Below are 26886 nucleotides of genomic sequence, written 5' to 3'. Positions count from 1 at the left end.
GCGCCGTGAGCGTGTGAACACTCTAACGAATCAACCCACTTGGGGTGATGTGATGACTAGTCTGTGCACAGCTGCCGAGGTCGAGGGGAACCCTGGTGAAGATCCTGCACGTCGTCACACTGCACACCCCGGACCACGCCTTCGGCGGTCCGACCCGGGTGGCCCTGAATCTCTCCCGGGTCCAGCGCGCCGCGGGGGACGACGCCCGGATCATGGCGCTCGGCGACGGATTCGAGGGCCCACTGCCGTCCCTCGTGGAGGGGGTACCCGCCCACCTCTACCAGGCCCGCCATCCGCTGCCCCGGTTCGAGGTCAGCGGCATCACCTCCGCACCGCTGCTGCTGGCCGCGCGCCGGATGATGCGCGGCGCCGACATCGTCCACGTGCACCTGATGCGCGATCTGGTCACGCTGCCCGCAGCCCTGCTCGCACTGGCGTCGGGGACCCCGCTGGTCGTCCAGACGCACGGGATGGTGGACCCGACGGAGAACCGCGTCGCGCAGCTGACCGACCTGCTGGGCGTACGCAGGGTCCTGCGCCGCGCGGACGTCGTGCTGCACCTCACAGAGGCCGAGCGTGTCGATGTGAACGCCGTCGCGGCGCCGGTACCGCTCACCCGTACCGTGCGCCTGGTCAACGGCGTACGGCCGCAGGAGCGGGGGCCCGCCCGTGACCCGGCGCGGCCGCCGACGGTGCTCTTCCTCGCCCGGATACAGGAGCGCAAGCGCCCCCAGGACTTCGTCGCCGCGATGCCCGCCGTACTGGCCGAGCACCCGGACGCCAGGTTCGTACTGGCCGGACCGGACACCGGGGCCCTGCCCGGCACCCTCCGGCTGGCCCGCGAGCTGGGCGTGCTGGACTCGCTCGACCACGTGGGGCCGCTCGGCCACGAAGAGGTGCTGGCAGCGGGACGGCAGGCCGATGTGTACGTCCTGCCGTCCATCGAGGAACCCCTCGGCGTCTCGGTCCTGGAGGCGATGTCCGTCGGCACCCCCGTGGTCATCACCCGCACCTGCGGCCTCGGGCCCGACGTCGCACGGGCCGGTGCGGGTCGGGTGATCGACAGCCGGGTGGGCGAGGACGGGGCCAACGCGGACAAGGTCGCGCGGGCCGTTCTGGAACTGCTGGAGCCGAAGACCAACGCCGAGGCGGGACAGGCGGCCTGGGAACTGGTCGGGAAGGACTTCACCATCGACGTCGTGACCCGGACGCTCCGGCGGACCTACGAGGACGTGGTCCGCCGGAAGCGCCGGTGACTCAAGGAGCGGGCGCCTCACGTGACTTCAGGGCGATCTGCCACCGGTAGAAGCTCATCGCCAGGGCGAAGTCCAGGCCCGCCCGACCGTCCAGGAAGCCCCGCCGGTACACGTACATGTACGCGAACGACACCAGCGGCTTGAACGGCGCCTTGTGGAACAGCTGCCCCTGGCGGGACTTGACCCTGCGCACCTGTTCCTTGACCTCGGGATGGTGCTCCAGCCACGCCTCCCAGTCCGAGTACCGGTTGTGCCGTTCGAACCAGGCGGTCACCGGGTCGAGATCCTGGTGCTCGATCGGGTTACGGAGGGTGCCGGCGCTCTGAGCGACCGGCTGGTAATGGCCCTCGACCTCACCGATGCCGGGTGCGCCGAGATCCCCGACCTCCGGGTACCGGCTGCGGGTGCGGTCGGTCAGCGACCGCTTGCGGATGGTGTAGCCGTGCCGCAGCCGCTTCCCGGAGAACCAGTACCCCAGCGGAATGTCGTACGCGGCGGGCTTCGGAGTGTCCGGATCCGCGAAAATCCGCCGCAGTTCGGCCAGCAGACCGGGGCTCAGCCGCTCGTCGCCGTCGAGCAGCAGGATCCAGTCCAGGTCCGTGCGGACATGGTCCAGGCACCACTGCTTCTTCCGGGGATGCCCGCCGTCCCAGGTGTACATGACGACCTCGGCCCCGCACTCCGCGGCGATCTTCGCCGTGTCGTCCGTGCTGTGCGAGTCGACCACCACGACCGCCTCGAAGTGACCGAGGACCGACTTCACCGCCTCCGCGATGTTGAGCCCCTCGTTCTTCGTGGGGATGGCCACGGCTATCGGCAGCCTGTTCATCCGTTGCCTCCTTCGGGCAGCCAGGCGTAGCAGCCTGTGGAGCTGAAGGCGCGGGCCGTCGCAGGGATCGTGATGCGGCTGCGCTTCCCGTCGTCGGACGAGCCCGACGCCAGGACCTTGCCGTCCGCCCCGGTGATCTCCCAGCCGCAGCCCTTCGTGGGCGCGACATCGCGGTAGCGGCCGGGCCGCAGCCGAGCGCCCTCGTAACGGCCGTCGGGGTACGCCCGCGAGGCCTCCGCCACCAGCCCCTTGTGCTGGGTGCACAGCTGCCCGGCGGCGGCCTCGGCACCGGTGATCTCGCCCGTGGCCACGGCCCCGATCGCGATGTCCCGGTCGACCTTGACCAGATACGTCAGCCGGTCGCAGGTCGCCTGTCCGGTCTGGAGCACCGCCGCCGGGTCCATGCCCTTGGGCACCCGGTTCACCAGATACTTCTTCTCCTTCTTGGTGAACGTGCCGGTGGCCGGGGTGAGTTCGTCGGTCGGGGTCTTGGGCGGCTCACTGGAGCGCGAGGCCCGGGGACCCGCCGGAGCGGAACCGGAAGGCTCCGCCGGTGCGCCGGCCACCGGCCCCGCGGACGCCGCCGGGCCCGCGTCGGCCCTCTTCTCCCCGCCCTCATCGGAGGAGGAGCCGCAGGCGGCCAGCGCCGCCGCTGTGATCACGGCGGCGGCGCCGGCCAGGAACGGATGTCTCATCCACCTGTCCTCAGGGCGTAGTGAGCACTGACCTGGGCAGCGGTCAGCGCGGTCGGGTACACGGCGGTCTCGTCGATCTGCCCCGCGAAGAAATTGCTCGTCGGACGGTTCGGCCAGGTCGCCAGGTTGTCCCCGCCCACCCGCCAGTAGCCGGGATATGCCTCGTTCTTGGTGTACTGCGCGTTCGAGGCGCGGAGCTTCCCGTCCACGTACAGGGCCATCCCACCGGAACCCTGGGTGGCGACCACATGGTGCCAGGCACCGTCGTTATAGGCCGCGGTCGTGCTGACGGTCTGGCCGCCGGTGTTGTGGGTGCCGAAGGTGAGGCGTCCGTTGTTGAGCATGTACACGTGCTTGTCGTACTTGACGCTGGGCTCCATGGTCTTGTTGCCGAAGCCGATGATCTTCCCTCCCCGCGTCGTCGTCGTCTTGATCCAGGTCTCCACGGAGAACTTCGCGGTCTGGGTGTGGGTCCGGTTGCTGTACGCGTACTGGGTGGACCCGTTGAATCCGATGGCGGTCGAGGGGCCGGACACGGCCGCCGGGGTCTGCCGGTAGGAGGGCGTGTTGCGAAGGAAGCCGTTGTCCTTGCCCGTGCCGGTGTCGGCGGCGAAGGTGGACGTGCCCTCGTCGTAGCGCCAGTACAGGCTCGCTCCGTCGGACAGCACCCTGGCCGGGTAGCTCTCGGCCTTCGCCGCCACGGTCGCGGTCACCGCGGGCGACTTGGCGCTGGTGTTGATGCCGTCGCTCGCACTGATCCGGTAGGTGTGCGTCTCGCCGGGTGCGACAGCGGTGTCGGTCCACCGCAGCTGCGGCCGGTCCCAGAACACCGAGTAGCCCGGCGTGGTGTACACGGGTGTGGTCGCGCCGTCCTTGTAGATCCGGTAGGTCAGCTCACCGTCATCCGTGTCGAAGCTCGTCTGCCAGTTCACGTCCACCTTGCCCGCGGCGACCGTGGAGACGCTGACGTTGGGCACCCAGGGCGCCCCGGTGTCGGGCCCGTCGGCGAAGCGGGTCAGCCCCTGCTGCGGTGAGCTGTTGACGGTGGTGAACTCGCCGCCCACCCAGAGGTAGTGGTGGCCGCCCTTGTCGGTCTGGGCCATCGCCCGCGGGCCGACCGGTTCCCCGATGCCGTCGTTGGTGTCCGGGAACCACGGCAGCAGCTTGGGATCGTCCACTGACTGGGCCAGCAGATGCTTGCGCGGCTGGTCGGGGAACTCGCCCATCGAGGCACAGTCGTGTGCGTGACTGCCGCTGTAGAGCACCCCCTTGTGCACCAGGATGGCCTGGGTGGCACCGAGGCAGGTGTCGCGCCAGACCTGCTGGAAGGTGGTCAGGTCCACCGCGATCCGGCCGTCGAAGACACCGCCCCCGGTGCCCTCGTTGGCGGTGTAGAACTTGGTGGCGTCCGCGGTGAGGTCCTGCACCGTCGAGGTGTCCGGGATGAAGCCCGGGTAGCTCTTGTCCAGGGCGCCCGTCGTCGCGTTCACCACCGCGAGCGCGTGGGACTTGGTGCCGTTGACGGTGAAGAAGTCGCCGCCGATCACGACGTGCGAGCCGTCGGGAGTCACCTGGACGGCCCGGCCGACCTCGTCCGTGTTGGCCTTCCACGGTTTCAGCGCCGCAGCCGTGGTGACCGCGGCGAACTTGTTCCGGGTCTGCCCCGCGACACTGTTGAAGTCACCGCCGAGATAGACCGTGTCGTCGGTGACGGCCAAGGCCCTGACCGTCGCGGAGACGGCGACCTTGAAGTTGGTGCGCGGGGTGCAGCTCGCCGTGTCGATGGCCGCGATGTTACTCACCCCGACGCCGTTCACCGAGGCGAACTGGCCGCCCACGTAAAGGGTTTTGCCGTCGGGGGAGAGGGTCAGGGCCCGCACGGTCGAGGTGCCGGAGGACTGCGTGAACGACAGTTTGCAGCCGGTCGGCGCACCGGTCGCGGCGTCGAACGCGGCGAAGTTCACCGCCGGCTGTTCGGACGTCCCGGCCGGTGCGTCCGGCGGCCGTACGGTGGAGAACGTGCCGCCCGCGTAGACGAGCCCGTCGTCCGTCGCGGCCATCGACCAGACGATTCCGTTGGTCTGCCAGGTGGAGAGGTCGTCCGCGGTGAGCGAGACCGGAGGGGTGAGCGCCGCTGCCGGAGAGCCCCCGGCAGCGGCGCCCAGGGCCCCGGCAAGCAGGCAGAGCGCGGCGGCCGCGGCCCGTACCCGGCCGTGGCCACGGGATCTGCGCCCCGTACTTTCGTTCATCATTCAGCTCCGAAGGTGAGAACGAGCTGCGGCCGGTGGGCCGCGGTTGCGATGTCGCCCGACCGGAGACGGAGCGAATCCGCTCCGTCGCCGGTCAGGACGGACGAGTAGGCGGAGCCCAGGGCTCCGCCCGTGCCCGGCGCGACCGTCTCCACCGAGTAGCCGGTGGAGACGGTCGCGCGGGAGATGGTCCCCAGCACCGTCGGGGCGAGCGAGGGCGGGGAGTTGTAGGTGACGTTCTGGCCGTCCGCGGTGAGCGCCCGGCGTCCGGGTCCGCTCACCGGTCCACCCGCACCGCGGCCCCGGTGAGCTGGTCGGCCAGCTGCCTGACATCGGCGTCGACCATGATCCGGGCCAGCTCCCGCGACTTCACGGCCGGCTTCCAGCCGAGCAGCTCCGCCGCCTTCGACGCGTCCCCGATCAGCGCGTCGACCTCGCTGGGGCGCTCGTACTTCGCGTCGTGGCGGACGTGCTCGCGCCAGTCCAGACCGGCGTGCTCGAAGGCGTACTCCAGGAACTGCCGCACGCTGACCCCCTCGCCGGTGGCCACCACGTAGTCGTCCGGGGCATCGCACTGGAGCATCCGCCACATGGCGTCCACGTACTCGGGGGCGTACCCCCAGTCCCGGACCGCGTCCAGGTTCCCCAGGTGCAGCCGCGTCTGGAGCCCGGCCTTGATCCGGGCCACCCCGCGAGTGATCTTCCGGGTCACGAAGGTCTCGCCGCGGCGCGGGGACTCGTGGTTGAAGAGGATCCCGTTGACCGCGAACATGCCATATGCCTCACGGTAGTTGACCGTGGACCAGTACGAGTAGACCTTCGCGACGCTGTACGGGCTGCGCGGGTGGAACGGCGTCCGCTCGTGCTGCGGCGGCGGGCTGGCGCCGAACATCTCGGAGGAGGACGCCTGGTAGACCCGGGTGTCGATGCCGCTGGCGCGCACCGCTTCCAGGAGCCGGGTGGTGCCGAGCCCGGTGACGTCCCCCGTGTACAGCGGCGCGTCGAAGGAGACCCGGACGTGCGACTGCGCGCCGAGGTTGTAGACCTCGTCGGGCCGGATGTCGCGCAGCAGGTTCACCAGGGCGACCCCGTCCGCGAGATCGGCGTGATGCAGGACGAAGGAGCGGTCCGCCTCCTCCGGGCCCTGGTAGATGTGGTCGATCCGCTCGGTGTTGAAGCTCGACGAACGGCGGATGAGTCCATGGACCGTGTATCCCTTGTGGAGCAGCAGCTCGGACAGGTACGAACCGTCCTGTCCGGTCACGCCGGTGATGAGCGCGGTCTTCGCCACGTCTCCCCCTTCTGTGGTCGTCCGAGAGGCTGTTGGCCGTCGAAATTTCAGAGTTTGAGCGATCTGCGGTAAAACGTCACCGCGTCATGGAGCTGCTGGCACAATCCGAGCCATGACGACTGATCTCCCCGGCCCTTCCCAGGAATCCGTCCCGTCCCTGCTACGGCCCGGCGCCCGGGTGTTCGTCGCCGGCCACCGAGGTCTGGTGGGCTCTGCGGTGGTGCGCCGCCTCACCGCCGAAGGCCACGAGGTGGTCACTCGCGGCCGCGACCGCCTGGACCTGCGCGACGCCGGGCGCACCGCGGCCTTTCTGCGTGACGCCCGGCCGGACGCCGTGGTGCTGGCCGCCGCCAAGGTCGGCGGGATCATGGCGAACAGCACCTACCCGGTGCAGTTCCTGGAGGAGAACCTGCGGATCCAGCTGAGCGTGATCGCCGGGGCGCACGCGGCGGGCGTCGGGCGGCTGCTCTTTCTCGGCTCTTCCTGCATCTACCCCAAGCGCGCCCCGCAGCCCATCCCCGAGAGCGCCCTGCTGACCGGCCCGCTGGAGCCGACCAACGAGGCGTACGCGCTGGCGAAGATCGCCGGGATCGTGCAGACCCAGTCCTACCGCCGGCAGTACGGCGCCTCCTACATCAGCGCCATGCCCACCAATCTCTACGGGCCCGGCGACAACTTCGACCTGGAGACCTCGCACGTACTGCCCGCGCTGATCCGCCGCTTCCACGAGGCAGGGCGCGACGGGGCTCCGGCCGTCACGCTCTGGGGCTCCGGCAGCCCCCGGCGGGAGTTCCTGCACGTCGACGACCTGGCCGCCGCCTGCGTGCTGCTGCTGGAACGCTACGACGGCGAGGAACCCGTCAACATCGGTTCCGGCCAGGACCTGACGATCCGTGAACTCGCTTCGACAGTAGTTGATGTGACGTCCTATCAGGGGCGGATCGAATGGGACGGCGACAAGCCTGACGGCACCCCGCGCAAGCTGCTGGACGTGTCCCGGCTGGCCTCCCTCGGCTTCGCGCCGCAGATCGCGTTGCGTGACGGAATCGCCGCGACCTACGCCTGGTGGCTCCAGGAGCAGGGCGCCCAGGTCTGACCGGCGGTCCGCCCGGCCGGCCGGCCGGGCGGACACCGTCGCGCCGCCGTCCGCCCGGCCCCCTCCGGCATTCCGCGTCCGCCGCCGCACTCAGTACGCCCCTCGGCCGTCGGTGACGGCGCGCAGTGTGCGGGCCATCAGTCCCATGTCCGTGGCCACCGACCAGTTGTCCACGTACCAGAGGTCGAGCGACACGGTCTCCTGCCAGGACAGGTCGGAGCGCCCGCTGACCTGCCACAGGCCGGTCAGCCCCGGTTTGACCGAGAGCCGTCTCAGCTCGCGCTCGTCGTAGCGGGACACCTCGTCCGGCAGCGGCGGGCGCGGACCGACCAGGGACATGTCACCTCGAAGGACGTTGAGGAGCTGGGGCAGCTCGTCCAGGGACGAGCGGCGCAGCAGCCGGCCCACCCGGGTGACCCGGGGGTCGCGGCGCATCTTGAACATCGGGCCGTCGGTCTCGTTGCACGCGGCCAGCCGCTCGCGGTGCTGCTCGGCGTTGGCCACCATCGTGCGGAACTTCCACATGGTGAACGGCCGGTTGTGCTGCCCGTGGCGGATCTGCCGGTGGAAGACCGGTCCGCCGGAGGTGAACCTGACCGCCGCTGCGACCAGCAGCAGCAGGGGGGCCAGCGCGAGCAGGCCGAGGACGGCGCCGCTCCGGTCCACCGCGGCCTTGAGCGCGGCCTGTGGCCCCCGCCGCAGCGGCGGCACGATGTGCAGCAGGGTCAGTCCGGCCGCCGAGGCCGGCCGGATCCGGCCCGCCGCGATCTCCGAGAGGTGCGAGAGCACGGACAGCTCCAGTCCACCGTCGTGCAGCCCCCAGGACAGCCGCCGTAATCGTTCCTCCGTGAGCTCAGGGCCCGGTATCACCAACGCCAGGTCCGCCTCGTGCGCGAAGGCCGCGCCCAGCACCGTCGAGGCGTCGTCGTCGGCCGGCGCGGGCGCGAGCCGGCCCGGCACGGGGGCGTCGCAGCTCAGCGCGGCCGTCCCCACCGGCACGGCGGCCACCACGAGGTAGCCGTGGTCCGCACGGGAATCCAGCAGCCGCACCGCCCGGTCCACCCCCGCGGCCGCCCCGACCACCAGCACCCGGCGGGCCGTCCGCCGCTTCCCCCGCGCGGGCAGCCGGCGGACTCCGGACACGGCCGTCGTCGCCAGCAGGCCGGGAATCAGCGCCACCACCGCCGACGCCGGATCGATGGCCGGGTCGGTGACGGTCCAGAGCACCGCCAGCACACCGATGAGCAGCAGCCAGTCCCCGGACGCGGTCAGCGCCCCCGGAGGCCGGCCGGGAGCCCGGAGCGAGTACCGGCCGCGCGCCGCCCGCACGCAGGACCAGGCCAGCGCCGCCGCGGCCGCACCGGCCAGGGCTCGCGGCTCGCCGTCGGTGCGCAGCACGAGCCAGCCGGGAACGCCGAGGCCCAGCAGGTCGAAGCAGACGACCAGCGGCAGATACCGGCCAGGCCCTCTTCTCTGCCCTGGCCGGGCGGAACGCTCGCGCTGTACGGTCGGGCCCTGCGGCAGCCGGTCGAACTCCTGGCTGCGGGGCCGGTTCGAAGCGGTCCGTGGCAGCGGCGCCCCCGCCAGTCCCACGGGTCCTGACCTTCCGGTTTCGGGTAGCTCGACATGCCCCATGAACCCCCCAGTCACAGTTGCATCTCCACAAACGGGGCGCATCCGCCGATCCTGGGGACTGACGGACGCGCCCTCGCTCGGTGCACGATATCCACACACGTGCCATTTCGCTGGAGTTCCAGTGAAGTTCAGACATGCGGTGTGAGCCGGAACTCGTCCCGTTCCGGGCTGGATCACAGGTTCTGTGCGGGGCTGTTGGTATTTGGGAACCACCGGAATCGGTCGGTGTGCGGATATGTACCGGCGCTCCGCCAACTACAGTACGTGGCCGGTCGGTTCAGCTGTGCTGCCGCCTCGGTCGAGGGGCCCGCGGCGCCTTCTGGGAGAATGCACCGCCGGGAGACTGCGCCCGGCCACGAGTGAAAGAGGACGCACGGTGACTCCCGCGGAGAAGAACTGGGCCGGCAATGTCACGTTCGGGGCGAGGCGGCTGTGCGTCCCCCGCTCGGAGGCCGAACTGCGGGAGACGGTGGCCGCTTCCACCGCGGTACGCGCCCTGGGCACCCGGCACTCGTTCAACACCGTCGCCGATACCGCCGGGGACCTGGTCTCGGTGGCGGGCCTGCCGCGCGTCGTCGAGATCGACCCGGACGCGGGAGCGGTGACGGTGAGCGCGGGGCTGCGCTTCGGTGAGTTCGCCGGGGAACTGCACGAGCGCGGCTTCGCCTTGCACAACCTGGGGTCGCTCCCGCACATCTCGGTGGCCGGCGCCTGCGCGACCGGAACCCACGGCTCCGGCGCCGGGAACCGCTCGCTCGCCGGCGCCGTCCGGGCACTGGACATGGTCACGGCGGACGGCGGGACCGTCTCGCTCCGTCGCGGTGACGCGGACTTCCCCGGTGCGGTGGTCGCCATGGGGGCGCTGGGTGTGGTGACCCGGCTGACGCTGGACCTGGTCCCGGCCTTCGACGTACAGCAGTGGGTGTACGAGGACCTGCCGGAGTCCCGGCTGACCGGCGGTTTCGACGAGGTCATGTCGGCCGCGTACAGCGTCAGCGTCTTCACCGACTGGCGCCCGGGACCGGTCGGCCAGGTATGGCTCAAGCAGCGGGTCGGGAGCGGGGGAGCGCGGCAGGCACCGGCCGAATGGCTGGGCGCCCGGCTCGCCGACGGCCCGCGCCACCCGATCCCCGGGGTGCCGGCCGGCAACTGCACCCGGCAGCAGGGCGCGGCCGGTGCCTGGCACAGCCGGCTGCCGCACTTCCGGCTGGAGTTCACCCCGAGCAACGGGGACGAGCTGCAGTCGGAGTACTTCGTGGCCCGCGAGGACGCCGCGGCCGCCTACCGGGCGCTGGGCAGGCTCCGGGACCGGATCGCCCCGCTGCTCCAGATCTCCGAGATCCGCAGCGTCGCGGCAGACGAGCTGTGGCTGAGCCCGGCGTCCGGCCGGGACTCGGTGGCCTTCCACTTCACCTGGATACCGGACACCGCGGCGGTGGCGCCGGTGCTCGGGGAGATAGAGGAGGCGCTGGCCCCGTTCGGCGCACGGCCGCACTGGGGCAAGGTGTTCAGCACCGCCCCCGACGTCCTGCGCACCCTGTACGGGCGGTACACGGACTTCGAGAAGCTGATGGCCCGGTACGACCCGCACGGCATCTTCCGCAACGACTTCCTGGACCGGCACTTCCCGGGCTGACGCCCGGCCCGGCGCAGGTCAGCGGCTCTCGCGCTCGTCCCTCGCCCTGGACGGCCAGGCGGCCGCGGAGCGGCCCGGCGCGAGATGGTCCACCACATCGGCCAGCTCCTCGCAGGCGCGCTCGATCCGGCGGCGGATGTTCTGCTGCTCCGCGACGACGGAGGCCAGCAGCAGCGAGGTCAGCGCCACGGCCCCGTTGAGGACCGTGAGGTTGACCATCACCTCCAGCATGCTGTGTCCGGCGAACGGTCCCACCTGCTCCGTGCCCGCCACCACCGCCAGGACGGACACCAGCAGCGCGCACGGCGCGCTGCCCGCCAGCTGGAACCGCAGCGCCGCCCAGATGAGGATCGGAAACACCAGATAGAGCATCGACAGCGGACCACGGGTGGCCACCAGCGCACCCGCGACCGTGACCACCAGCAGCGCACCGGCCTCGATCCACCGGTCGGACATCCGGGGCAGCCGCGCCTTGCGCAGCACCACGAGCACCAGCGGAGTGACCACGAGCACGCCCATGGCGTCCCCGGCCCACCACGCCACCCATACCGTCCAGAACCCGCTGGCGGGCAGCTTGCCGTCCACCGCGAGCATGGCGCTGCCTACGGTCGCGCTGACGGCCATCCCGCCCAGCGCACCCAGGAAGACCAGCAGCACTCCGTCGCGCAGCCGGTCCAGCTCCGCCCGGAAGCCGACCCGGCGCAGCATCAGGCAGGCGCAGACGGGCGCGAGCGTGTTGCCCGCCACGACGGCCGCCGTCGACGGCGTCACGTAGCCGCTGAGCGTGGCGATGACGACCAGCGAGCCGATGGCGATACCGGGCCAGACGCGCAGCCCCATGATGAGCAGGCAGCCCAGGGCGATACCGGTCGGCGGCCAGAGCGGTGTCACGATCGCCCCGTGGACCGTCACCTGCCTCAGCAGACCCAGGCCGCCGCCCACGTAGTAGGCGGCGGCGACTGCCAGGATGCGCAGCAGTGCCACGGCCCTGCGCCGGTTTTCCTCGCTGCGGATCACGGTTCTCATCAGATCTCATGAGACACCGGACCCGGCCGGAGGCGGTGGCGTGACACGCACCAGCCGGATCACCGGGTCATGCGGGAGCGGCGGGAAACGCGTCGTGGCGTACGACGAGCACGGCGGCGTCGTCCTCGTGCCCGGTGCGCTCCGCCGTCCCCAGGATCGCGTCGGCCAGCTCGTCCGCGTCGTCACCGACCCGCGAGCTCACCAGCCGCACCACGGCGTCCAGCCCCTCATCGATGGAGTAGGAGGGACCCTCGATCACCCCGTCGGTCAGCAGCACGAAGGCGCCGGGGGTCGTGAGACGCCGGGTGCTGACCGGGTACTCCTCACCGGTCTGGATCCCCAGCGGCAGACCGCCCTCGTCCTCTGTGGTGCCCGCCCGTCCGTCCACCGTGGCCCACACCGCGGCGACATGACCCGCACGGGCGCTCTGGAGCTCCCGGGTGAATGGGTCTATCCGGACGAAGGTGCAGGTGGCGAGGAGGCCGGAGTCGACGGACAGCAGCAGGTCATTGGTCCGCCGCACCACTTCGCCCGGATCGGCCGCGGTGACGGCCAGCGCGCGCATCGCGATCCGGACCTGGCCCATGAAGGCCGCCGCCTCGACGTCGTGCCCCTGTACGTCCCCGATGGCGAACGCCAGCGAACCGTCCGGGAGCAGGAAGCCGTCGTACCAGTCGCCTCCGATGTCCAGACCGCTGCGCGCGGGCGTGTACCTGGCGGCGGTCTGCAGCCCCGGCAGATCGGGCAGCGACGAGGGCAGCATCTCCCGCTGGAGGGCCTCCGCCAGCTCCACCCGCGCCTGATGCAGCTCCACCTCGCGGCGCGCTCGCGAGGTGAGCTGATGGAGCGTGGTCAGCAGCTCTTCGGCACTGGCCGAGCGCGGAGGACGACGCCGGTTCATGGGCCGCTCCCCAGTGCGTGTGGTGGCGAGCCGCACCACAGGGCCTGTCGTGGCGGACGATCCGGGAGGTCAACGTTTCGGATCCGGTACGGGGCCGCGCGCCGGCTGTTCCGGACGAGGCTCCGCTCATCGTATTTCGGCGCGGTGATCCGCGCAGTCCGAGCCGTCCCCGGCGGCGGGCGCGCGGGGCGCACCGGTTGGGTGGATGCTGGGAGTGCACCCGCGTGGCGGCGTCGCACGGCGGCCGGCGCGGGCCGGGAGGTATGCGATGAGCCGGACGATGGAGTGGACGGTCCACGTCGACCTGTCCGAGCAGGACGGCGCGACCAGGGCGGAGGCGGTGCTGGACACCGGCACGGCGAGACTCACCGGTCACGGGGTCGCCCGCTGCAGCCCGCAGGACCCGGATGTGCCCACCATCGGTGACGAGCTCGCGGCGAGCCGTGCGATGCGCGACGTCGCGGCCCAGCTGATGAGCGTGGCCGACCGGGAGATCGGAGAAGCCGGCGCGGGGCACCCGGACGGGCCGGTTCCGCCGCCCTACGCCTGGACGGACGCGACGGCCTGAGCCTCACCGCGCGCGGCCGCGTCAGCTGTCGCGCCCGCCGCGGGGGCCGTAGCGTGACCGGCGAGTGGACCGGTTCACGCGAACGAGAGACCCCCGGGTGACGCCATGTGCTGGAGCGCGACCGCCGACCTCGTGGCGGGCTCCGCCATCGCGGCGGTCGGCGCCGCCTGTGTCTTACGCACCCGCCGGGTCCGGGATCTTCCGCTCGCCGCGCTCCCGCTGCTGCTGGGCGCCCATCAGATCATCGAGTCCGCGGTGTGGCGTGCGGAGGGCGGCACCGGCCCGGCGACCGTGGCCTGGGCGGTCATCGCCCTGCCGCTGCTGGCACTCTGGGTGCCGGCGGGCGTCCTGTGCGCCGCGCCGCCGCACGCCCGCCGCCGTCTGCTGGTGCCGCTGGCGGCCGGAGCCGCGACATCCGCCGTCCTCGGGTACGGCCTCGCCGTCCGGCCGGTGACCGCCCGGATCCGCGGGCACACCCTGGGCTATGTGCTCGACCTGCCGCTCCCCGCACTGCTCGTCGCGGGCTACCTCCTGGCCACCGTCGGATCGCTGCTGCTGTCCGGCGACCGGTGGCTGACGTGGCTCGGCGGACTGGCCGCGGTCGGGGCCGCGGTCTGCGCCGCGCTGTGGCGGCTGGAGTTCGTCTCGACCTGGTGCGCGTTCGCCGCCGTGTGCTCGGTGGTCCTGCTCGGCCGGTCGGGGAGGCGCTCCGCCCCGGACGCCGCATCCGCCGGATCGTGAACCCCGGTTCAACACGTGTTCGACGGAACCTCCGTGCGTGCTTTCCCGGGGTAACGGAACGGGCGTTCAGGTCCGTCCGCGCGGTGACTGTTACAGGTTTCGGTACCGGATTCAAACACCGGGTGCGGGCCCGCGACGGTGGGGGAGCAAGGGCGTACGACCCCGTCAACCCGGCGTCGTACGGGTGGGTGCAACGGACAGGAATTGACAGGTACCGGGAGGGTTCGGTGGGTGGTGCCTGCAGCCGTGTGTGACGGAAATGTCCGCACTTCGTAACACGTACCGGGGCGCTGTCCACGGAACGGGCAACAGGTTCAAAGTGTGGCTTCCCGGCACGACGCCGGGGCCGGACAACGCCCGGACCGCACGGTCCGGGCCTGCACCTGAGGGGTCTTCATGTCCCGTTCCGCACGGCGGATCACCGCCACCGTTCTCGCTTCCGGCGCGCTCCTGGCCGCCGCCGCCCTTCCGGCGGCAGCAGACGGCCACGGCCACGGCCGCGGTCACGACCACGGCCACAGCAAGCCGGCCCCGCGCTCGGCCGTCGTCCTGGGCAAGATCCAGTACGACAGCCCCGGCCGCGACAACGGATCGAACCGCAGCCTGAACGGTGAATGGGTCACCGTCACCAACACCGGCCGCGGTTCGGTCAACCTGCGTGGCTGGACCCTCAGTGACGAGAGCCACCGCACCTACCGCTTCGATCTGCGCCTGGCGGGCCGCTCCTCGGTGCGCGTCCACACCGGTGCCGGCCGTGACAACCGCCACGACGTCTACCAGGACCTCCGCCGCTACGTCTGGGACAACAGCGACACGGCGACCCTCAAGGACGCGCGCGGCCACAAGGTCGACTCGAAGTCCTGGGGCCGCCACCACGGCGGCCGCCGCTGACCGCTGCCGGCCGCCCCTGAACCCGGGGCCGCCGCCGGCTTCCTGACCGCGGCGCACCACGGCCCACCCGGCCGCGGTGCGCCGCACCCGTTCGGCCGGACCGGACAGCGGCCGTCAGGAGCCGCCCTCCGGAGCGGGGACCTCCTGTTCGGTCCACAGGGCCTTGCCCTCCGCGCCGTACCGGGTGCCCCAGTGCGTGGCGAGCTGGGACACGATGAACAGACCGCGGCCTCCCTCGTCCAGGGTGCGCGCGTGGCGCAGGTTGGGCGCCATCGGACTGGTGTCATGGACTTCGCAGGTCAGGGTGCGGTCCAGCAGAAGACGCAGTTGCAGCGGCGGGGTTCCGTAGCGGACCGCGTTGGTGATCAGCTCGCTCACGATGAGTTCGGTCGCCTCGATCGTCTCCTCGTCGAGGTTCCACCCTTCCAGCCGGTCCCGGACGAGGGTGCGGGCCATGGCGGGTGTGGCCCGGTCGTGGGCCAGTTCCCAGGTCGCGACCCGGTCGGCCGGGACGACGCCGGTCCTGGCGAGAAGCAGCGCGGCACCGTCGGGACGGGCGCCGGCCGGCAGGTTGTAGACGACCGCGTCGCACAGCTGCCGCAGCGGGCGGTCCGGAAAGGCGAGCGCTTCCCGTACCCCGGCCACGGACCGGGCGTCGGGCACCAGCGAACCGGTGAGGAACGCCAGCACACTGCCCTCGTCGAGCCGGACCGTGGCCGTGGCGAAGGGGGCGCTGTCGTCGGAGAAGAGCGGCGGACCCTCGGGGACGTCCAGGGCCACCGGGCTGCCGTCGGGCCCGACAGCCACCGGCGCCGGATGCCCCGCCCGCGCCACGGTGCAGGTCCGGGCGAACGGGTCGTAGACCGCGTACATGCACGTCGCCGTCAGGGCCTGGTTGTGCAGCGAGTCGCCGGGCGGCAGCGACCTGCGCTCGCGCGCCAGCCGTTCGGCCGTGTCGTTGAGCCGGGCCAGCACCTCGTCGGGCTCCAGATCGAGGCCGGCCAGCGCGTGGATGACCGTGCGCAGCTGCCCCATGGTGATGGCCGTCTGCAGCCCGTGCCCCTCGACATTGCCGATGATCAGCGCCGTACGCGCACCCGACAGCCCGACGGTGTCGAACCAGCAGCCGCTGTTGCGCCCCGGCAGCAGGATGTGCGCGGTCTCGACGGCGACCCGGGCACGGTCGTGCTGGGGGAGCAGCCGTCGCTGGACGGTGGAGGCGATCACGTGGTCGCGCTCGTAGCGCCGGGCGTTCTCGACACTCAGTGCGGCATGGGCGGCCGCCGTCAGCGCGAGCGCGACATCGTTCTCGTCGTACGGTTCGGTTCCGCGGAACCGGTAGAGGCTCACCAGGCCCTGCACGGCGCCGTGCAGCTTCAGCGGCACCACGATCAGCGAGTGCGCCCCCGACACCTCGATCAGCCGCGCGGTGTCCGGATCCGCGGCCAGCCACGGGGTGTCCGGTCCGAGCGCGGACAGCCGGGGGCGCAGGTCCGTGACGGCGAGCGCGAACGGCGTGCGCTCCGGCAGCCGCCGCACGTCCCCGGCCACGCCGTCGCCACCGGCTCCCCGCTGCGCCGCGCGGCGCAACGGGACTTCGCGCCCCAGCGGACCGGCCGGCGGGGGCGAGCCCCGCAGGACCTCGTCCACCACCTCGACCACGGCGAAGTCGGCGAACCTCGGTACGAGGGCCGCGACCAGGCCCTCGCAGGTCACCGCCACATCGAGGGAGTGGCCCACCTCCCGGCGCACCGCCGTCAGGCAGTCCGCCCGCGCGAGGGCCTTCTCCCGTTCGTTGATGTCGACGACCGCGGCCAGCACCCCGAGGGGCCGCCCCGTGGGGTCGTCCAGCCGGTGCAGGGTGATCCGCAGGCTGTGGCTGGTGCCGGGCGCCGACGCGATCCGTCCCCGGATCACCTGGTCGAGCACGGGCGTGCCGTTCTCCAGCACGCCGCGCAGCAGTCGTTCGGCCTTGACCGGATCGTCGAACCGGTAGGCCTCGGTGAAGTGCAGTCCCACCAGCTGATCGGCGTCGACCGCTTCGGACAGCGGGTTGACGCGCTCCACCCGCAGCTCCGTGTCCAGGACGTGCAGGCCCACCGCGGACTGGCTGAACAGGGCGTCCAGGAGCGCCACCGACATGACGTCACCCGTGGACGTCCCAGGGGCCGTTCCACCGGCGTCCGACACGTCGCACCCCCATCGGGCTCCGCCGTCCCAGCGAATCGACGGCTCTCACGACAGCCTGCGCACCTCCCGTCCGGCCCGCCACCGTGCGGGGCCGGACGAGTGAAGCGGAACCGCTGGGCCCTAGCTCTCCAGGGCGGCCGAGACGACGGCCTTGGCCTCCTCCTGGACCCGGCCGAGGTGATCCGCGCCGAGGAAGGACTCGGCATAGATCTTGTAGACGTCCTCCGTGCCCGAGGGCCGGGCGGCGAACCAGGCGTTCTCCGTGGTCACCTTGATTCCGCCGATCGCCTCCCCGTTGCCCGGCGCCGAGGTGAGCACGGCCGTGACCGGTTCGCCCGCGAGGGTGTCGGCGCCGACCTGCTCGGGGGAGAGCCGCGCCAGCACCGCCTTCTGCTCGCGGTCCGCCGGGGCGTCGATCCGGGCGTACGCCGGCTCGCCGAACCGGGAGACCAGCGCGGCGTAGTGCGCGGACGGCGATTCGCCCGTCACCGCGAGGATCTCGGAGGCGAGCAGCGCGAGCAGGATGCCGTCCTTGTCCGTCGTCCACACCGATCCGTCATGGCGCAGGAACGAGGCCCCGGCCGACTCCTCGCCGCCGAATCCGAGCGATCCGTCGGCCAGGCCGTCCACGAACCACTTGAATCCGACCGGCACCTCGACCAGTTGCCGGCCGAGACCGGCGGCGACCCGGTCGATCATTCCCGAGGACACCAGGGTCTTGCCGATGCCCGCTTCCGCCGGCCACCGGTCCCGGTGCCGGTACAGGTAGTCGATGGCGACGGCGAGGTAGTGGTTCGGGTTCATCAGGCCCGCGTCGGGGGTGACGATGCCGTGCCGGTCCGCGTCGGCGTCGTTGCCGGTGGCGATGTCGAAGCGGTCGCGCTGCCCGATCAGCGAGGCCATCGCGTACGGGGACGAGCAGTCCATCCGGATCCTGCCGTCCCAGTCCAGCGTCATGAACCGCCAGGTGGGGTCGGTGAGCGGATTGACCACGGTCAGGTCGAGCCGGTGCTGCTCCGCGATGCGGCCCCAGTACGCGACCGACGCCCCGCCCAGCGGATCGGCGCCGATCCGCACCCCCGCGGCGCGCACCGCGTCGAGGTCGAGCACGGACGGAAGGTCCGTCACATAGCTGCCGAGGAAGTCGTACGTACCGGTCGAGGGCGCCGCCAGCGCACGGACGTAGGGCACCCGGCGGACGTCCTTGAGCCCGCCCGCGATGATCTCGTTGGCCCGCTCCTGGATCCAGCCGGTCGCTGCGGACCCGGCCGGACCGCCGTTCGGCGGGTTGTACTTGAACCCGCCGTCACCGGGCGGGTTGTGGGACGGGGTGACCACCACACCGTCGGCGAGATGCGAGGTACGGCCTCGGTTGTGGGCGAGGACGGCGTGCGAGACCGCGGGCGTCGGGGTGTATCCGTCGGCGGAGTCGATGAGCACGGTCACCTCGTTCGCCGCGAACACCTCAAGGGCGGTGACCCGCGCGGGCTCGGAGAGCGCGTGGGTGTCGGCCCCGAGGAAGAGCGGACCGTCCGTGCCCTGCCCGGCCCGGTACTCGCTGATCGCCTGGCTGGTCGCGGCGATGTGGTCCTCGTTGAACGCGGTGGCCGTCGACGAACCCCGGTGCCCAGAGGTGCCGAACGCCACCCGCTGTCCGGCCTCGGCCGGATCCGGGTGCAGCGTGTAGTACGCGGTCACCAGCCGGGCCACATCGGTCAGGTCCTCGGGGCGCGCCTGCTGTCCGGCTCGTGTGTGCGGCATCTGCCACTCCTCCGTATCGGTCGGTCGGTGCGATCTGCCCGCCGGGCCATCTTCACCGGTCGTCTTCGTGTGCGGGCGGGCGCCCCGCCGTGCGGACGGCGACCGCCGCGGCGTATCCGTGGGGGACCGCGACATCGGTGACGGTCCAGCCCGCGGGGCCCGGCTGCGGAACCGGGCCGGTCCCCAAGTGGTCGTGCGAGATGCCGTCGGCCAGTCCGATCCCGGTGCCCTTCAGATACGCCTCCTTGCGGGTCCAGGCCCGCACGAAGGCGGCGGGCCGCTCCTCGGCCGGCAGCGCCGCCAGCTCTTCGCGCTCCGCCGGATGCAGCTGGTCCCCGATCTCCGACACGACCCGGTTCTCCGGGGCGCGTTCCACATCCACCCCCACCGGCTCGTCCGCGAGCGCGAGCAGCGCGACGCCCCGGGTGTGCGACAGCGAGAAGTGCACGCCACCGTCGGTCGCGGGACGGCCGTGCGGCCCGCCGCAGGAGGGACACGGCTCTCGCCTCAGCGGCACGGCGTCGGGGGCGACGCCGAGCCGCGCCCCCAGCAGCATCCGCAGCGCCACGTGCGAGGCGACGAAGCAGAAGCGGTCGGCCTCGACGGCCAGGCTCCCGGCCCGCGCGAGCTCCCGCGCGTCGAGGATGCCCGGGGCCAGCGCCTGCGCCCGTTCGCCCTCCCGCTGCGCGTCCACGATCCACAGCGCGGGAACACCGGTGCTCCGGGCGGCCGTCGGGGCCCGGCAGCCGGTCTCGGTGAATGCGAACTCGTCGGGCTGGTACACCGTTGCGTCTTCCCTCGGCCGGGGCGGGCGCCGTGAGCGGTCGTCAACGGCGGGGCGGTCGCTCACATTCTATGGAGACCCGAGCCCCGGTGGGCTCAGGAGGTCCTGAGGGCGAGAGCCCATTCCGCGACGGTGGCGGTCTCGCAGCGGCGTGCGAGGAGGTCGTTCACGAGCGTGCGGTGCAGCGCGGGATCCGGGTCGGCGCAGGCGTCGGACAGGACGGTCACCCGGTAGTCGAGATCGGCCGCCTGAAGCGCGGTGGACAGGACGACGCCCCCCGTGGAGATGCCGGCCAGGACGAGATGACCGATGTCCTGGACGGCGAGTATCTGCTGGAGGTTGTTGCCCGCGAAGGCGCTGACGCGGTTCTTGTGGACGACGGTCTCGCCCTCGGCCGGGGCGGCGTCCGGATGGATCGCGGCGCCCGGGTCGTCGGCGGTGAAGAGGTGGGCGGCAAGTGATCCGAAGGTCTTGTTGCGGGGATGGGCGTCGGCGTGGCCGGGACGCAGCCGCAGCGTCACGTGGATGACGGGGATTCCCGCGGCGCGGGCCGTGGCGAGAGCGCGCACCGCGTGGGGCAGGTAGTCGGCGGGCATGTGGTCGAGGTGGCTGAGCTGGAGATCCATCGAGAGCAGCGCGGTGCGGGACATGGTTCGGGCCTTTCGGTGGGTTGAGCCTGTTCGGGATACGGGCGAAGGACGACGGGTGGTCAACGCGCCCGCGGTGCGGCGGCCGGGGCACCCTTGTCCGTCGCGCCGCCGAGGGTGCGGTCGAACACGGTCATCAGGAGGTAGAGCACGGCCGCGCCGAGCATGATCCAGGCGAGGTGGTGCATACCGCCGGTGTCCACGCGCCGGCCGAAGGAGGCGGCCGCCGTGGCGGAGGCGACCATCGAACCCACATAGGCGAAGGTGCGCAGCAGCCCGGCGGAGGAAGCGGTGCGCTCGGGATCGGCCTGGAAGTAGACCGAGTTCTGCAGGCCCAGGCTGTTCAGCCCCTGCGGGAGGCCGAATATCAGGGCGACGAGTACCAGCGTCCACACCGGGCTCGCCCCGGTGAGCGTCAGCATCACCGCGCAGGCGGCGATCTGGCCGAGCCCGCCGACGATCAGCTTGCCGCGCACCCCCTTGCGCCGCCCGGTGAGGACCGAAACCCCGATGGCCACCAGGAACATGGGGATCTGGACGAGCCCGGCGTGGAAGGGCGAGAGCCCGAAGCCCTCCTCCGTCCACTGGGTGAACCCGTAGAGGAAGGCGTACGAGACGACATAGGCGACGAGCGCGCGCCCGTAGGTGGCCAGCAGCGGCGTGTTGCCGCCCAGCACCCGCAGGTCGATGAACGGGGTGGGCGCCCGCAGCTCACGCACCGCGAACGCGGCGCTCGCGGCGGCGGTGACGGCCAGGAGGTACCAGTCGCGCAGGTGAAGGTTCATCAGGAACAGCAGCAGGGAGACGAGCGTCGCGGCGAACAGCGCCATCCCGGGCAGGTCGAGCTGGGCGGCGATCCGTCCGCGCTGCGGGGACTCCCCGGTGCCGGCCTCCCTGGGCAGCCGGAGCAGCCCCAGCAGTACGGCCGCGCCGGCGAGGGGCACATTCAGCGCGAACGTGGAGCGCCAGCCGCCCAGCCCGATCAGCAGGCCGCCCAGCAGCGGGCCGATCACGGCGATGGTCTGGTTGGCGACGGCCAAGGCGGTCAGCACCCCGCCGGGGCTGTCCCGGCCCGTCCGCCGGGCCTCGCTGCGCAGCAGCGCCATCGCGGCGGGATACCCGGCACAGGTGCCGAATCCCAGCAGGACGCGTGAGGCGATCAGCACTCCCAGGTTCGGCGCCGCGGTGCCGATGGCGCCGGCGACCCCGACCAGTGTGGTGCTGACGAGGAAGAGCCTGCGCGGCCCGAAGATGTCGATGAGCCGGCCCACGACGGGCTGCCCGAGCGCGGTGGCCAGGTAGAGGGCCGAGACCAGCCACGCGGTCTGCGAGGGCGGGGCGCCGAGCGCGTTGCCGATGGGTATCAGCGTGACAGCGATGATCGTCGAGTTGACCGGGTTCAGGACCGAGCCCAGCAGCATCGGCGGCAGCAGCCGCCGGTCGAAGCCCGCCGTCGCCGTGCGGCCGCGCGCCGCTGTCGTCCGGTCAGTCATGGGTCAGGCGCTCCAGTACGGTCATCGCGGCGATCACGGCCTGCCGTTCCTCCTCGGTGCACCGCTCCTGCAGCTCACCGGCGAGCCACTCCTGGCGGGCCTGGCGTCCCTCCGCCACCCGTTGGTGCCCCGCCTCGGTCAGCGCGACCAGCAGGCGGCGCCCGTCACCGGGGTCGCGGCGGCGTTCCACGAGCCCCAGGGCGGTGAGCGACGCGAGCGTCGCCGTCACCGACTGGTGGCGCACGCCCTCGGCCGTGGCCAGCTCACTGGCCGTGACGCCCGGATCGGTGGACAGCCGGGTCAGCACGGACTCCTGGCCAAAAGTGATGTCCTCGGCCTCGGCGGCGTTCAGGATGCGGCGTCGCAGCCGGCCGATGACCGTACGGACCTCTCGCGAGGCCTGAACCGCTGAGGGCGACGTGCGCGAGCTCTCGTTCATGCGCTCCACAGTAGAACCTACAGGCTGAGTTGTACAGTTTCAGCTGTATAACTCGGCCGATCTCTCCGGGCGTCTCCCTGTCCGAGCTGGCGCTTTCAGCGCCTTTCGCTTTTACGCAAATCTGTTGCGTAAATTGCAGCCCGTTTGCAAGACCGTCCGTGCGGACTCGCCGATTGCCGATGCGCCATCTATTGCCTTATTTGTCAGGGCAGTTGAGCCGGTGCGAGGCAATCCGCTTACGTCTCGGTTTCTGTCACGACAGTGGACTCCCCGTCATTTCTCTGCAACTCTCTGACCGCTATACGCAAAAGTCCATCCTGTGGGCGCAGGAAATCATGCCCCCATCAGGTACGCAGAAAGAGCCGCGCCTTGGACGCGTCCTGCGCCGAGGCCGAAGATCGGGGACATATGAGAACGCAACGCTGGAGATGGCGGGTTCTCTCCGCCACTGTCACCACCAGCCTGCTGATGGTCGGCTGGCCGGCGATCAGCGCATCCGCCGCCGGCGGTCCGAACATCGCCGCCGACCAGAAGGCGGCCGCGAGCAGCGCCGGCAGCGGGAAAGCCGCCGGGAACATCGCCGACGGCGAGCAGTCGACGTACTGGGAGGGGTCGAGCAGCGCCCTGCCCCAGTGGGTACAGAGCGACCTGGGCAAGGTCACCCGCATCGACCAGGTCACCCTGAAGCTTCCCGCCGACTGGAAGACCCGCCGCCAGACCCTGTCGCTCCAGGGCAGCGCCGACGGCACCAGCTTCTCCACACTGAAGACCTCGGCCGCCTACACCTTCGCACCGGGCAGCTCCAACAAGGTGACCATCAGCTTCCCGGCCACCCGGACCCGGTTCGTACGGGCGAACATCACCGCGAACACCGTCGCGGAGAACGGCCAGCTCTCCGAGCTGGAGGTCCGCGCGGCGGCCGACTCCTCGGTGAACCTGGCCGCCGGCCGCACGCTCACGGCCAGCAGCTACACACAGAACTACATCGCCGCCCAGGCCAACGACGGCAACGCGGCCAGCTACTGGGAGAGCCGCAACGGCGACCTGCCGCAGTGGATCCAGGCCGACCTCGGCTCCTCCGTCCGGGTCGACCGCGTGGTGCTGCGCCTGCCCGACGGCTGGGAGTCGCGCACCCAGACCCTGAAGATCCAGGGCAGCGCCAACGGCTCGGACTTCACCGACCTGACGCAGTCCAAGGCGTACACCTTCAGCCCGACGGCCGGCGAGACGGCGACGATCGGCTTCGACGCCACGACCACCCGCTATGTACGCGTCCTGGTCTCGGCCAACTCCGTGCAGCCCGGCGCCCAGGTCTCCGAGCTGGAGATCTACGGGCCCACCTCCGGTGACACCCAGGCGCCCACCGCCCCCTCGCAGCTGGCCTACACCGAGCCGGCCACCGGGCAGATCAAGCTGACCTGGAAGGCGGCGACGGACGACACCGCCGTCACCGGCTACGACGTCTACGCCAACAACACGCTGCTGACCAGCGTGGCCGGCAACGTCACCACGTTCACCGACACCCGTCCGGCCGGCTCGACCGTGTCGTACTACGTCCGGGCCAAGGACGCCGCGGGCAACGTCTCGGGGAACAGCAACACCGTCACCCGGACCGGCGACACCGGCGACACCCAGGCGCCGACCGCACCGGCCGGCCTGAGCTTCACCGAGGCGACCGCCGGACAGGTCAAGCTGGTCTGGCAGGCGTCCACCGACAACAAGGGCGTCACCGGGTACGACATCTACGCCAACAACGTGCTGCGCAAGAGCGTGGCCGGCGATGTCACCACCTACACCGACACCCAGTCCACCGCCACCACGGTCTCCTACACCGTCCGGGCCAAGGACGCGGCGGGCAACGTGTCGGGCGACAGCAACACCGTCACCCGCAACGGCAGCACGAGCGCGGCGTCCAACCTCGCGGTCGGGAAGCCCATCACCGCCTCTTCCGTGGTCCACACGTTCGTCGCGGAGAACGCCAACGACAACAGCCTCAGCACCTACTGGGAGGGTGCCGGGGGCAGCTACCCGAACACGCTGACGGTGAAGCTGGGCGCGAACGCCGAGACCGAAAGCGTCGTCGTGAAGCTGAACCCGGACAGCAGCTGGGGGGCGAGGACCCAGAACATCCAGGTCCTGGGCCGGGAGCAGAGCGCCTCCTCCTTCAGCAGCCTGGTCGCGGCCAAGGACTACGCCTTCAGTCCGGGCAGCGGCAACGCGGTGACCATTCCGGTCAGCGGCCGGGTCGCCGACGTCCAGCTGAAGTTCAACTCCAACACCGGCTCCGGTGCCGGTCAGGTCGCGGAGTTCCAGGTGCTGGGCGCACCGGCTCCCAACCCGAACCTCCAGGTCAGCTCGGTGACCGCAGCTCCGGCCGCACCCGTCGAGTCGGACCCGGTCACACTGACCGCGACAGTGCGCAACAGCGGCTCCGTCGCGGCCCCGGCGAGCAAGGTCGAGTTCCGGCTCGGCGGCAGCAAGGTCGCCACGGGGTCCGTGGGCGCGCTGGCCGCGGGTGCCTCCACGCAGGTCAGTGCGGCGATCGGAGCGCGTGACGCGGGCAGCTACGAACTGAGTGCCGTCGCGGACCCGGCGAACGAGGTCATCGAGCAGAACGAGACCGACAACACCTTCACGAGCCCGAGCGCTCTGGTCGTCAAGCCGGTCGCCAGCTCGGACCTGGTCTCCACCGGGGTCAGCACCTCCCCGTCGGCCCCGTCCAACGGCCAGAACGTCACGTTCTCCGTCGCCATCAAGAACCAGGGCTCCGTGGCGTCCGCCGCCGGCGCCCACGCCGTCACGCTCAGCCTGCTCGACGCCAAGGGCGCCACGGTGAAGACCCTCACCGGCAGCTACAACGGGGCCATCGCGGCGGGCGCGACCAGTGCGCCGGTGAGCCTGGGCAGCTGGACCGCGGTCAACGGCTCCTACACCGTGCGGACGGTGATCGCGGACGACGCCAACGAACTCCCGGTGAAGCGCGAGAACAACACCGCCAGCAGCTCGTTCTTCGTCGGCCGCGGCGCCAACATGCCGTACGACATGTACGAGGCGGAGGACGGCGTCACCGGGGGCGGGGCCAAGGTCGTCGGCCCGAACCGGACCGTCGGTGACATCGCGGGCGAGGCGTCCGGCCGCAAGGCCGTCACCCTCGACAGCACCGGCAACTACGTGGAGTTCACCACCAGGGCGAGCACCAACACCCTGGTGACCCGGTTCTCCATCCCCGACTCCGCGGGCGGCGGAGGCATCGACTCCAAGCTGAACCTCTACGTGGACGGCACCTTCCTCAAGGCGATCGACCTCACCTCGAAGTACGCGTGGCTGTACGGCGCCGAGACCGGACCCGGTAACTCCCCGGGCTCGGGTTCGCCGCGGCACATCTACGACGAGGCGAACGTGATGCTGGGCAAGACCGTCCCGGCGGGCAGCAAGATCCGGTTCCAGAAGGACGCGGCGAACACCTCCACCTACGCGATCGACTTCGTCAGCCTGGAGCAGGCCACACAGATCGCCAACCCGGATCCGGCCGCCTACGCCGTGCCCACCGGATTCACCCACCAGGACGTCCAGAACGCCCTGGACAAGGTCCGGATGGACACCACGGGCAAGCTGGTCGGCGTCTACCTGCCGGCCGGTGACTACCAGACCGCGAGCAAGTTCCAGGTCTACGGCAAGGCCGTGAAGGTCGTCGGCGCCGGTCCCTGGTACACCAGGTTCTTCGCGCCGTCGGGCCAGGAGAACACCGACAACGGCTTCCGCGCGGAGGCCAGCGCGAAGGGCTCGTCGTTCGCCAACTTCGCGTACTTCGGGAACTACACCTCGCGCATCGACGGACCGGGCAAGGTGTTCGACTTCTCCAACGTCTCGGACATCACGATCGACAACGTCTGGAACGAGCACACGGTGTGCCTCTACTGGGGCGCGAACACGGACAGCATCACCATCAAGAACTCCCGCATCCGTGACACGTTCGCCGACGGCATCAACATGACCAACGGCTCGACGGACAACCACGTCGTCAACAACGAGTCCCGCGCCACGGGCGACGACAGCTTCGCCCTGTTCTCGGCCATCGACTCCGGTGGCTCGGACATGAAGAACAACGTGTACGAGAACCTCACCTCGATCCTGACCTGGCGTGCGGCGGGTGTCGCCGTCTACGGCGGCTACGACAACACCTTCCGCAACATCCTGATCGCGGACACCCTGGTCTACTCGGGCATCACGGTGAGCTCGCTGGACTTCGGCTACCCGATGAACGGGTTCGGCACCGAGCCGACGACCATCGAGAACGTCTCCGTCATCCGCTCCGGAGGCCATTTCTGGGGGACGCAGACCTTCCCCGGAATCTGGCTGTTCTCCGCCTCCAAGGTGTTCCAGGGGATCCGGATCAACCACGTCGACATCGTCGACCCGACGTACAGCGGCATCATGTTCCAGACCAACTACGTGGGAGGACAGCCGCAGTTCCCGATCAAGGACACCGTACTGACCGACATCTCGATCACCGGCGCCCGCAAGAGCGGGGACGCCTTCGACGCCAAGTCCGGCTTCGGACTGTGGGCCAACGAGATGCCGGAGGCCGGCCAGGGGCCCGCCGTCGGTGAGGTCACCTTCAACGGACTGAAGCTCAGCGGCAACGCGCAGGACGTGAAGAACACGACCTCCACCATGAAGATCAACATCAACCCGTAACCCCCTCGCACACAGGAACGCCGTCCGGCTTGCCGGACGGCGTTCCGTGGTGCGCAAATT

At 71.1% G+C, this 26886-nt stretch carries 21 protein-coding genes; 7 read left to right on the top strand and 14 right to left on the bottom strand.

Annotated elements, in window-relative coordinates; all coding sequences use genetic code 11:
- Positions 1-95 precede the first annotated feature (95 nt).
- Positions 96-1256 (top strand): glycosyltransferase, encoded by a 1161-nt coding sequence (locus tag ACZ601_RS14825; protein ID WP_469537375.1) that lies wholly within the window; start codon positions 96-98, stop codon positions 1254-1256.
- A 1-nt stretch (position 1257) separates the two neighbouring features.
- Here ACZ601_RS14825 and ACZ601_RS14820 read toward each other — a convergent pair whose 3' ends face one another.
- The 5 genes from ACZ601_RS14820 to gmd are packed head-to-tail and all read right to left on the bottom strand — an operon-like array spanning position 1258 to position 6320.
- Entirely contained in the window at positions 1258-2085 is an 828-nt protein-coding gene (locus tag ACZ601_RS14820; protein WP_469537372.1) for a glycosyltransferase family 2 protein, read from the bottom strand.
- On the bottom strand, positions 2082-2780 hold the full coding sequence (locus ACZ601_RS14815) for a hypothetical protein (RefSeq protein ID WP_469537369.1): 699 nt from the start codon (positions 2778-2780) through the stop codon (positions 2082-2084). The genes ACZ601_RS14820 and ACZ601_RS14815 overlap by 4 nt, the downstream gene beginning before the upstream one ends.
- Entirely contained in the window at positions 2777-5032 is a 2256-nt protein-coding gene (locus ACZ601_RS14810; RefSeq protein WP_469537366.1) for a LamG-like jellyroll fold domain-containing protein, read from the bottom strand. Before ACZ601_RS14810 ends, ACZ601_RS14815 begins: the two co-directional genes overlap by 4 nt.
- Complete coding sequence (locus tag ACZ601_RS14805) at positions 5029-5310, bottom strand: hypothetical protein (protein ID WP_469537363.1); 282 nt, start codon at positions 5308-5310, stop codon at positions 5029-5031. Before ACZ601_RS14805 ends, ACZ601_RS14810 begins: the two co-directional genes overlap by 4 nt.
- Positions 5307-6320, bottom strand: coding sequence for a GDP-mannose 4,6-dehydratase (gmd, locus tag ACZ601_RS14800; protein WP_440579359.1), 1014 nt, complete (start codon positions 6318-6320; stop codon positions 5307-5309). The genes ACZ601_RS14805 and gmd overlap by 4 nt, the downstream gene beginning before the upstream one ends.
- A gap of 112 nt (positions 6321-6432) precedes the next feature.
- On the opposite strand from gmd, the gene ACZ601_RS14795 reads away from it, so the two are divergent.
- Positions 6433-7416, top strand: coding sequence for a GDP-L-fucose synthase family protein (locus ACZ601_RS14795; RefSeq protein WP_469537358.1), 984 nt, complete (start codon positions 6433-6435; stop codon positions 7414-7416).
- Between the two features lie 90 nt (positions 7417-7506).
- Here the strand turns inward: ACZ601_RS14795 and ACZ601_RS14790 are convergent, their stop codons facing one another.
- Entirely contained in the window at positions 7507-9009 is a 1503-nt protein-coding gene (locus ACZ601_RS14790; RefSeq protein WP_469537355.1) for a sugar transferase, read from the bottom strand.
- A 418-nt stretch (positions 9010-9427) separates the two neighbouring features.
- Between ACZ601_RS14790 and ACZ601_RS14785 the strand changes: the two genes are divergently transcribed.
- Positions 9428-10687: an FAD-binding protein gene (locus ACZ601_RS14785; protein ID WP_469537352.1), complete on the top strand. Its 1260-nt coding sequence runs from the start codon at positions 9428-9430 to the stop codon at positions 10685-10687.
- An 18-nt stretch (positions 10688-10705) separates the two neighbouring features.
- Here ACZ601_RS14785 and ACZ601_RS14780 read toward each other — a convergent pair whose 3' ends face one another.
- Together ACZ601_RS14780 and ACZ601_RS14775 are read right to left on the bottom strand one after the other, a co-directional pair.
- Positions 10706-11704, bottom strand: coding sequence for an MASE1 domain-containing protein (locus tag ACZ601_RS14780; RefSeq protein ID WP_440574226.1), 999 nt, complete (start codon positions 11702-11704; stop codon positions 10706-10708).
- Positions 11705-11780: 76 nt separating this feature from the next.
- The gene (locus ACZ601_RS14775) at positions 11781-12614 is read right to left on the bottom strand and encodes a PP2C family protein-serine/threonine phosphatase (protein WP_469537348.1); all 834 of its coding nucleotides are present in this window, start codon (positions 12612-12614) and stop codon (positions 11781-11783) included.
- 268 nt (positions 12615-12882) lie between these two features.
- On the opposite strand from ACZ601_RS14775, the gene ACZ601_RS14770 reads away from it, so the two are divergent.
- The 3 genes from ACZ601_RS14770 (at position 12883) to ACZ601_RS14760 (ending at position 14814) form a co-directional block, all read left to right on the top strand.
- Positions 12883-13182 (top strand): DUF1876 domain-containing protein, encoded by a 300-nt coding sequence (locus ACZ601_RS14770; protein ID WP_440574222.1) that lies wholly within the window; start codon positions 12883-12885, stop codon positions 13180-13182.
- Between the two features lie 105 nt (positions 13183-13287).
- A complete protein-coding gene (locus ACZ601_RS14765) occupies positions 13288-13923 on the top strand; it encodes a DUF6629 family protein (RefSeq protein WP_469537345.1) in 636 nt (211 codons plus the stop codon).
- Positions 13924-14319: 396 nt separating this feature from the next.
- A complete protein-coding gene (locus ACZ601_RS14760) occupies positions 14320-14814 on the top strand; it encodes a lamin tail domain-containing protein (RefSeq protein WP_469537342.1) in 495 nt (164 codons plus the stop codon).
- A 114-nt stretch (positions 14815-14928) separates the two neighbouring features.
- Here the strand turns inward: ACZ601_RS14760 and ACZ601_RS14755 are convergent, their stop codons facing one another.
- The 6 genes from ACZ601_RS14755 to ACZ601_RS14730 all read right to left on the bottom strand — a co-directional run bounded on the left by ACZ601_RS14755 (position 14929) and on the right by ACZ601_RS14730 (position 22128).
- Positions 14929-17004 (bottom strand): SpoIIE family protein phosphatase, encoded by a 2076-nt coding sequence (locus ACZ601_RS14755; RefSeq protein ID WP_469537339.1) that lies wholly within the window; start codon positions 17002-17004, stop codon positions 14929-14931.
- A 120-nt stretch (positions 17005-17124) separates the two neighbouring features.
- Complete coding sequence (pgm, locus tag ACZ601_RS14750) at positions 17125-18765, bottom strand: phosphoglucomutase (alpha-D-glucose-1,6-bisphosphate-dependent) (RefSeq protein WP_469537336.1); 1641 nt, start codon at positions 18763-18765, stop codon at positions 17125-17127.
- 52 nt (positions 18766-18817) lie between these two features.
- Entirely contained in the window at positions 18818-19549 is a 732-nt protein-coding gene (locus ACZ601_RS14745) for a 4'-phosphopantetheinyl transferase family protein (protein ID WP_469537333.1), read from the bottom strand.
- Between the two features lie 95 nt (positions 19550-19644).
- Positions 19645-20199 carry a cysteine hydrolase family protein gene (locus ACZ601_RS14740; protein WP_469537330.1) on the bottom strand — a complete coding sequence of 185 codons (555 nt, stop codon included), beginning with the start codon at positions 20197-20199 and terminating at the stop codon, positions 19645-19647.
- A 59-nt stretch (positions 20200-20258) separates the two neighbouring features.
- The gene (locus ACZ601_RS14735; RefSeq protein ID WP_469537327.1) at positions 20259-21689 is read right to left on the bottom strand and encodes an MFS transporter; all 1431 of its coding nucleotides are present in this window, start codon (positions 21687-21689) and stop codon (positions 20259-20261) included.
- Positions 21682-22128 (bottom strand): MarR family winged helix-turn-helix transcriptional regulator, encoded by a 447-nt coding sequence (locus ACZ601_RS14730; protein WP_469537324.1) that lies wholly within the window; start codon positions 22126-22128, stop codon positions 21682-21684. The genes ACZ601_RS14735 and ACZ601_RS14730 overlap by 8 nt, the downstream gene beginning before the upstream one ends.
- Positions 22129-22536: 408 nt before the next feature.
- Between ACZ601_RS14730 and ACZ601_RS14725 the strand changes: the two genes are divergently transcribed.
- A complete protein-coding gene (locus ACZ601_RS14725) occupies positions 22537-26826 on the top strand; it encodes a discoidin domain-containing protein (RefSeq protein ID WP_469537322.1) in 4290 nt (1429 codons plus the stop codon).
- Positions 26827-26886: the final 60 nt, after the last annotated feature.

Source organism: Streptomyces sp. NPDC104307, assembly GCF_055584045.1.
Note: the sequence above shows the minus strand (reverse complement) of the source record. Positions and strands in the feature narration are given on the sequence as shown.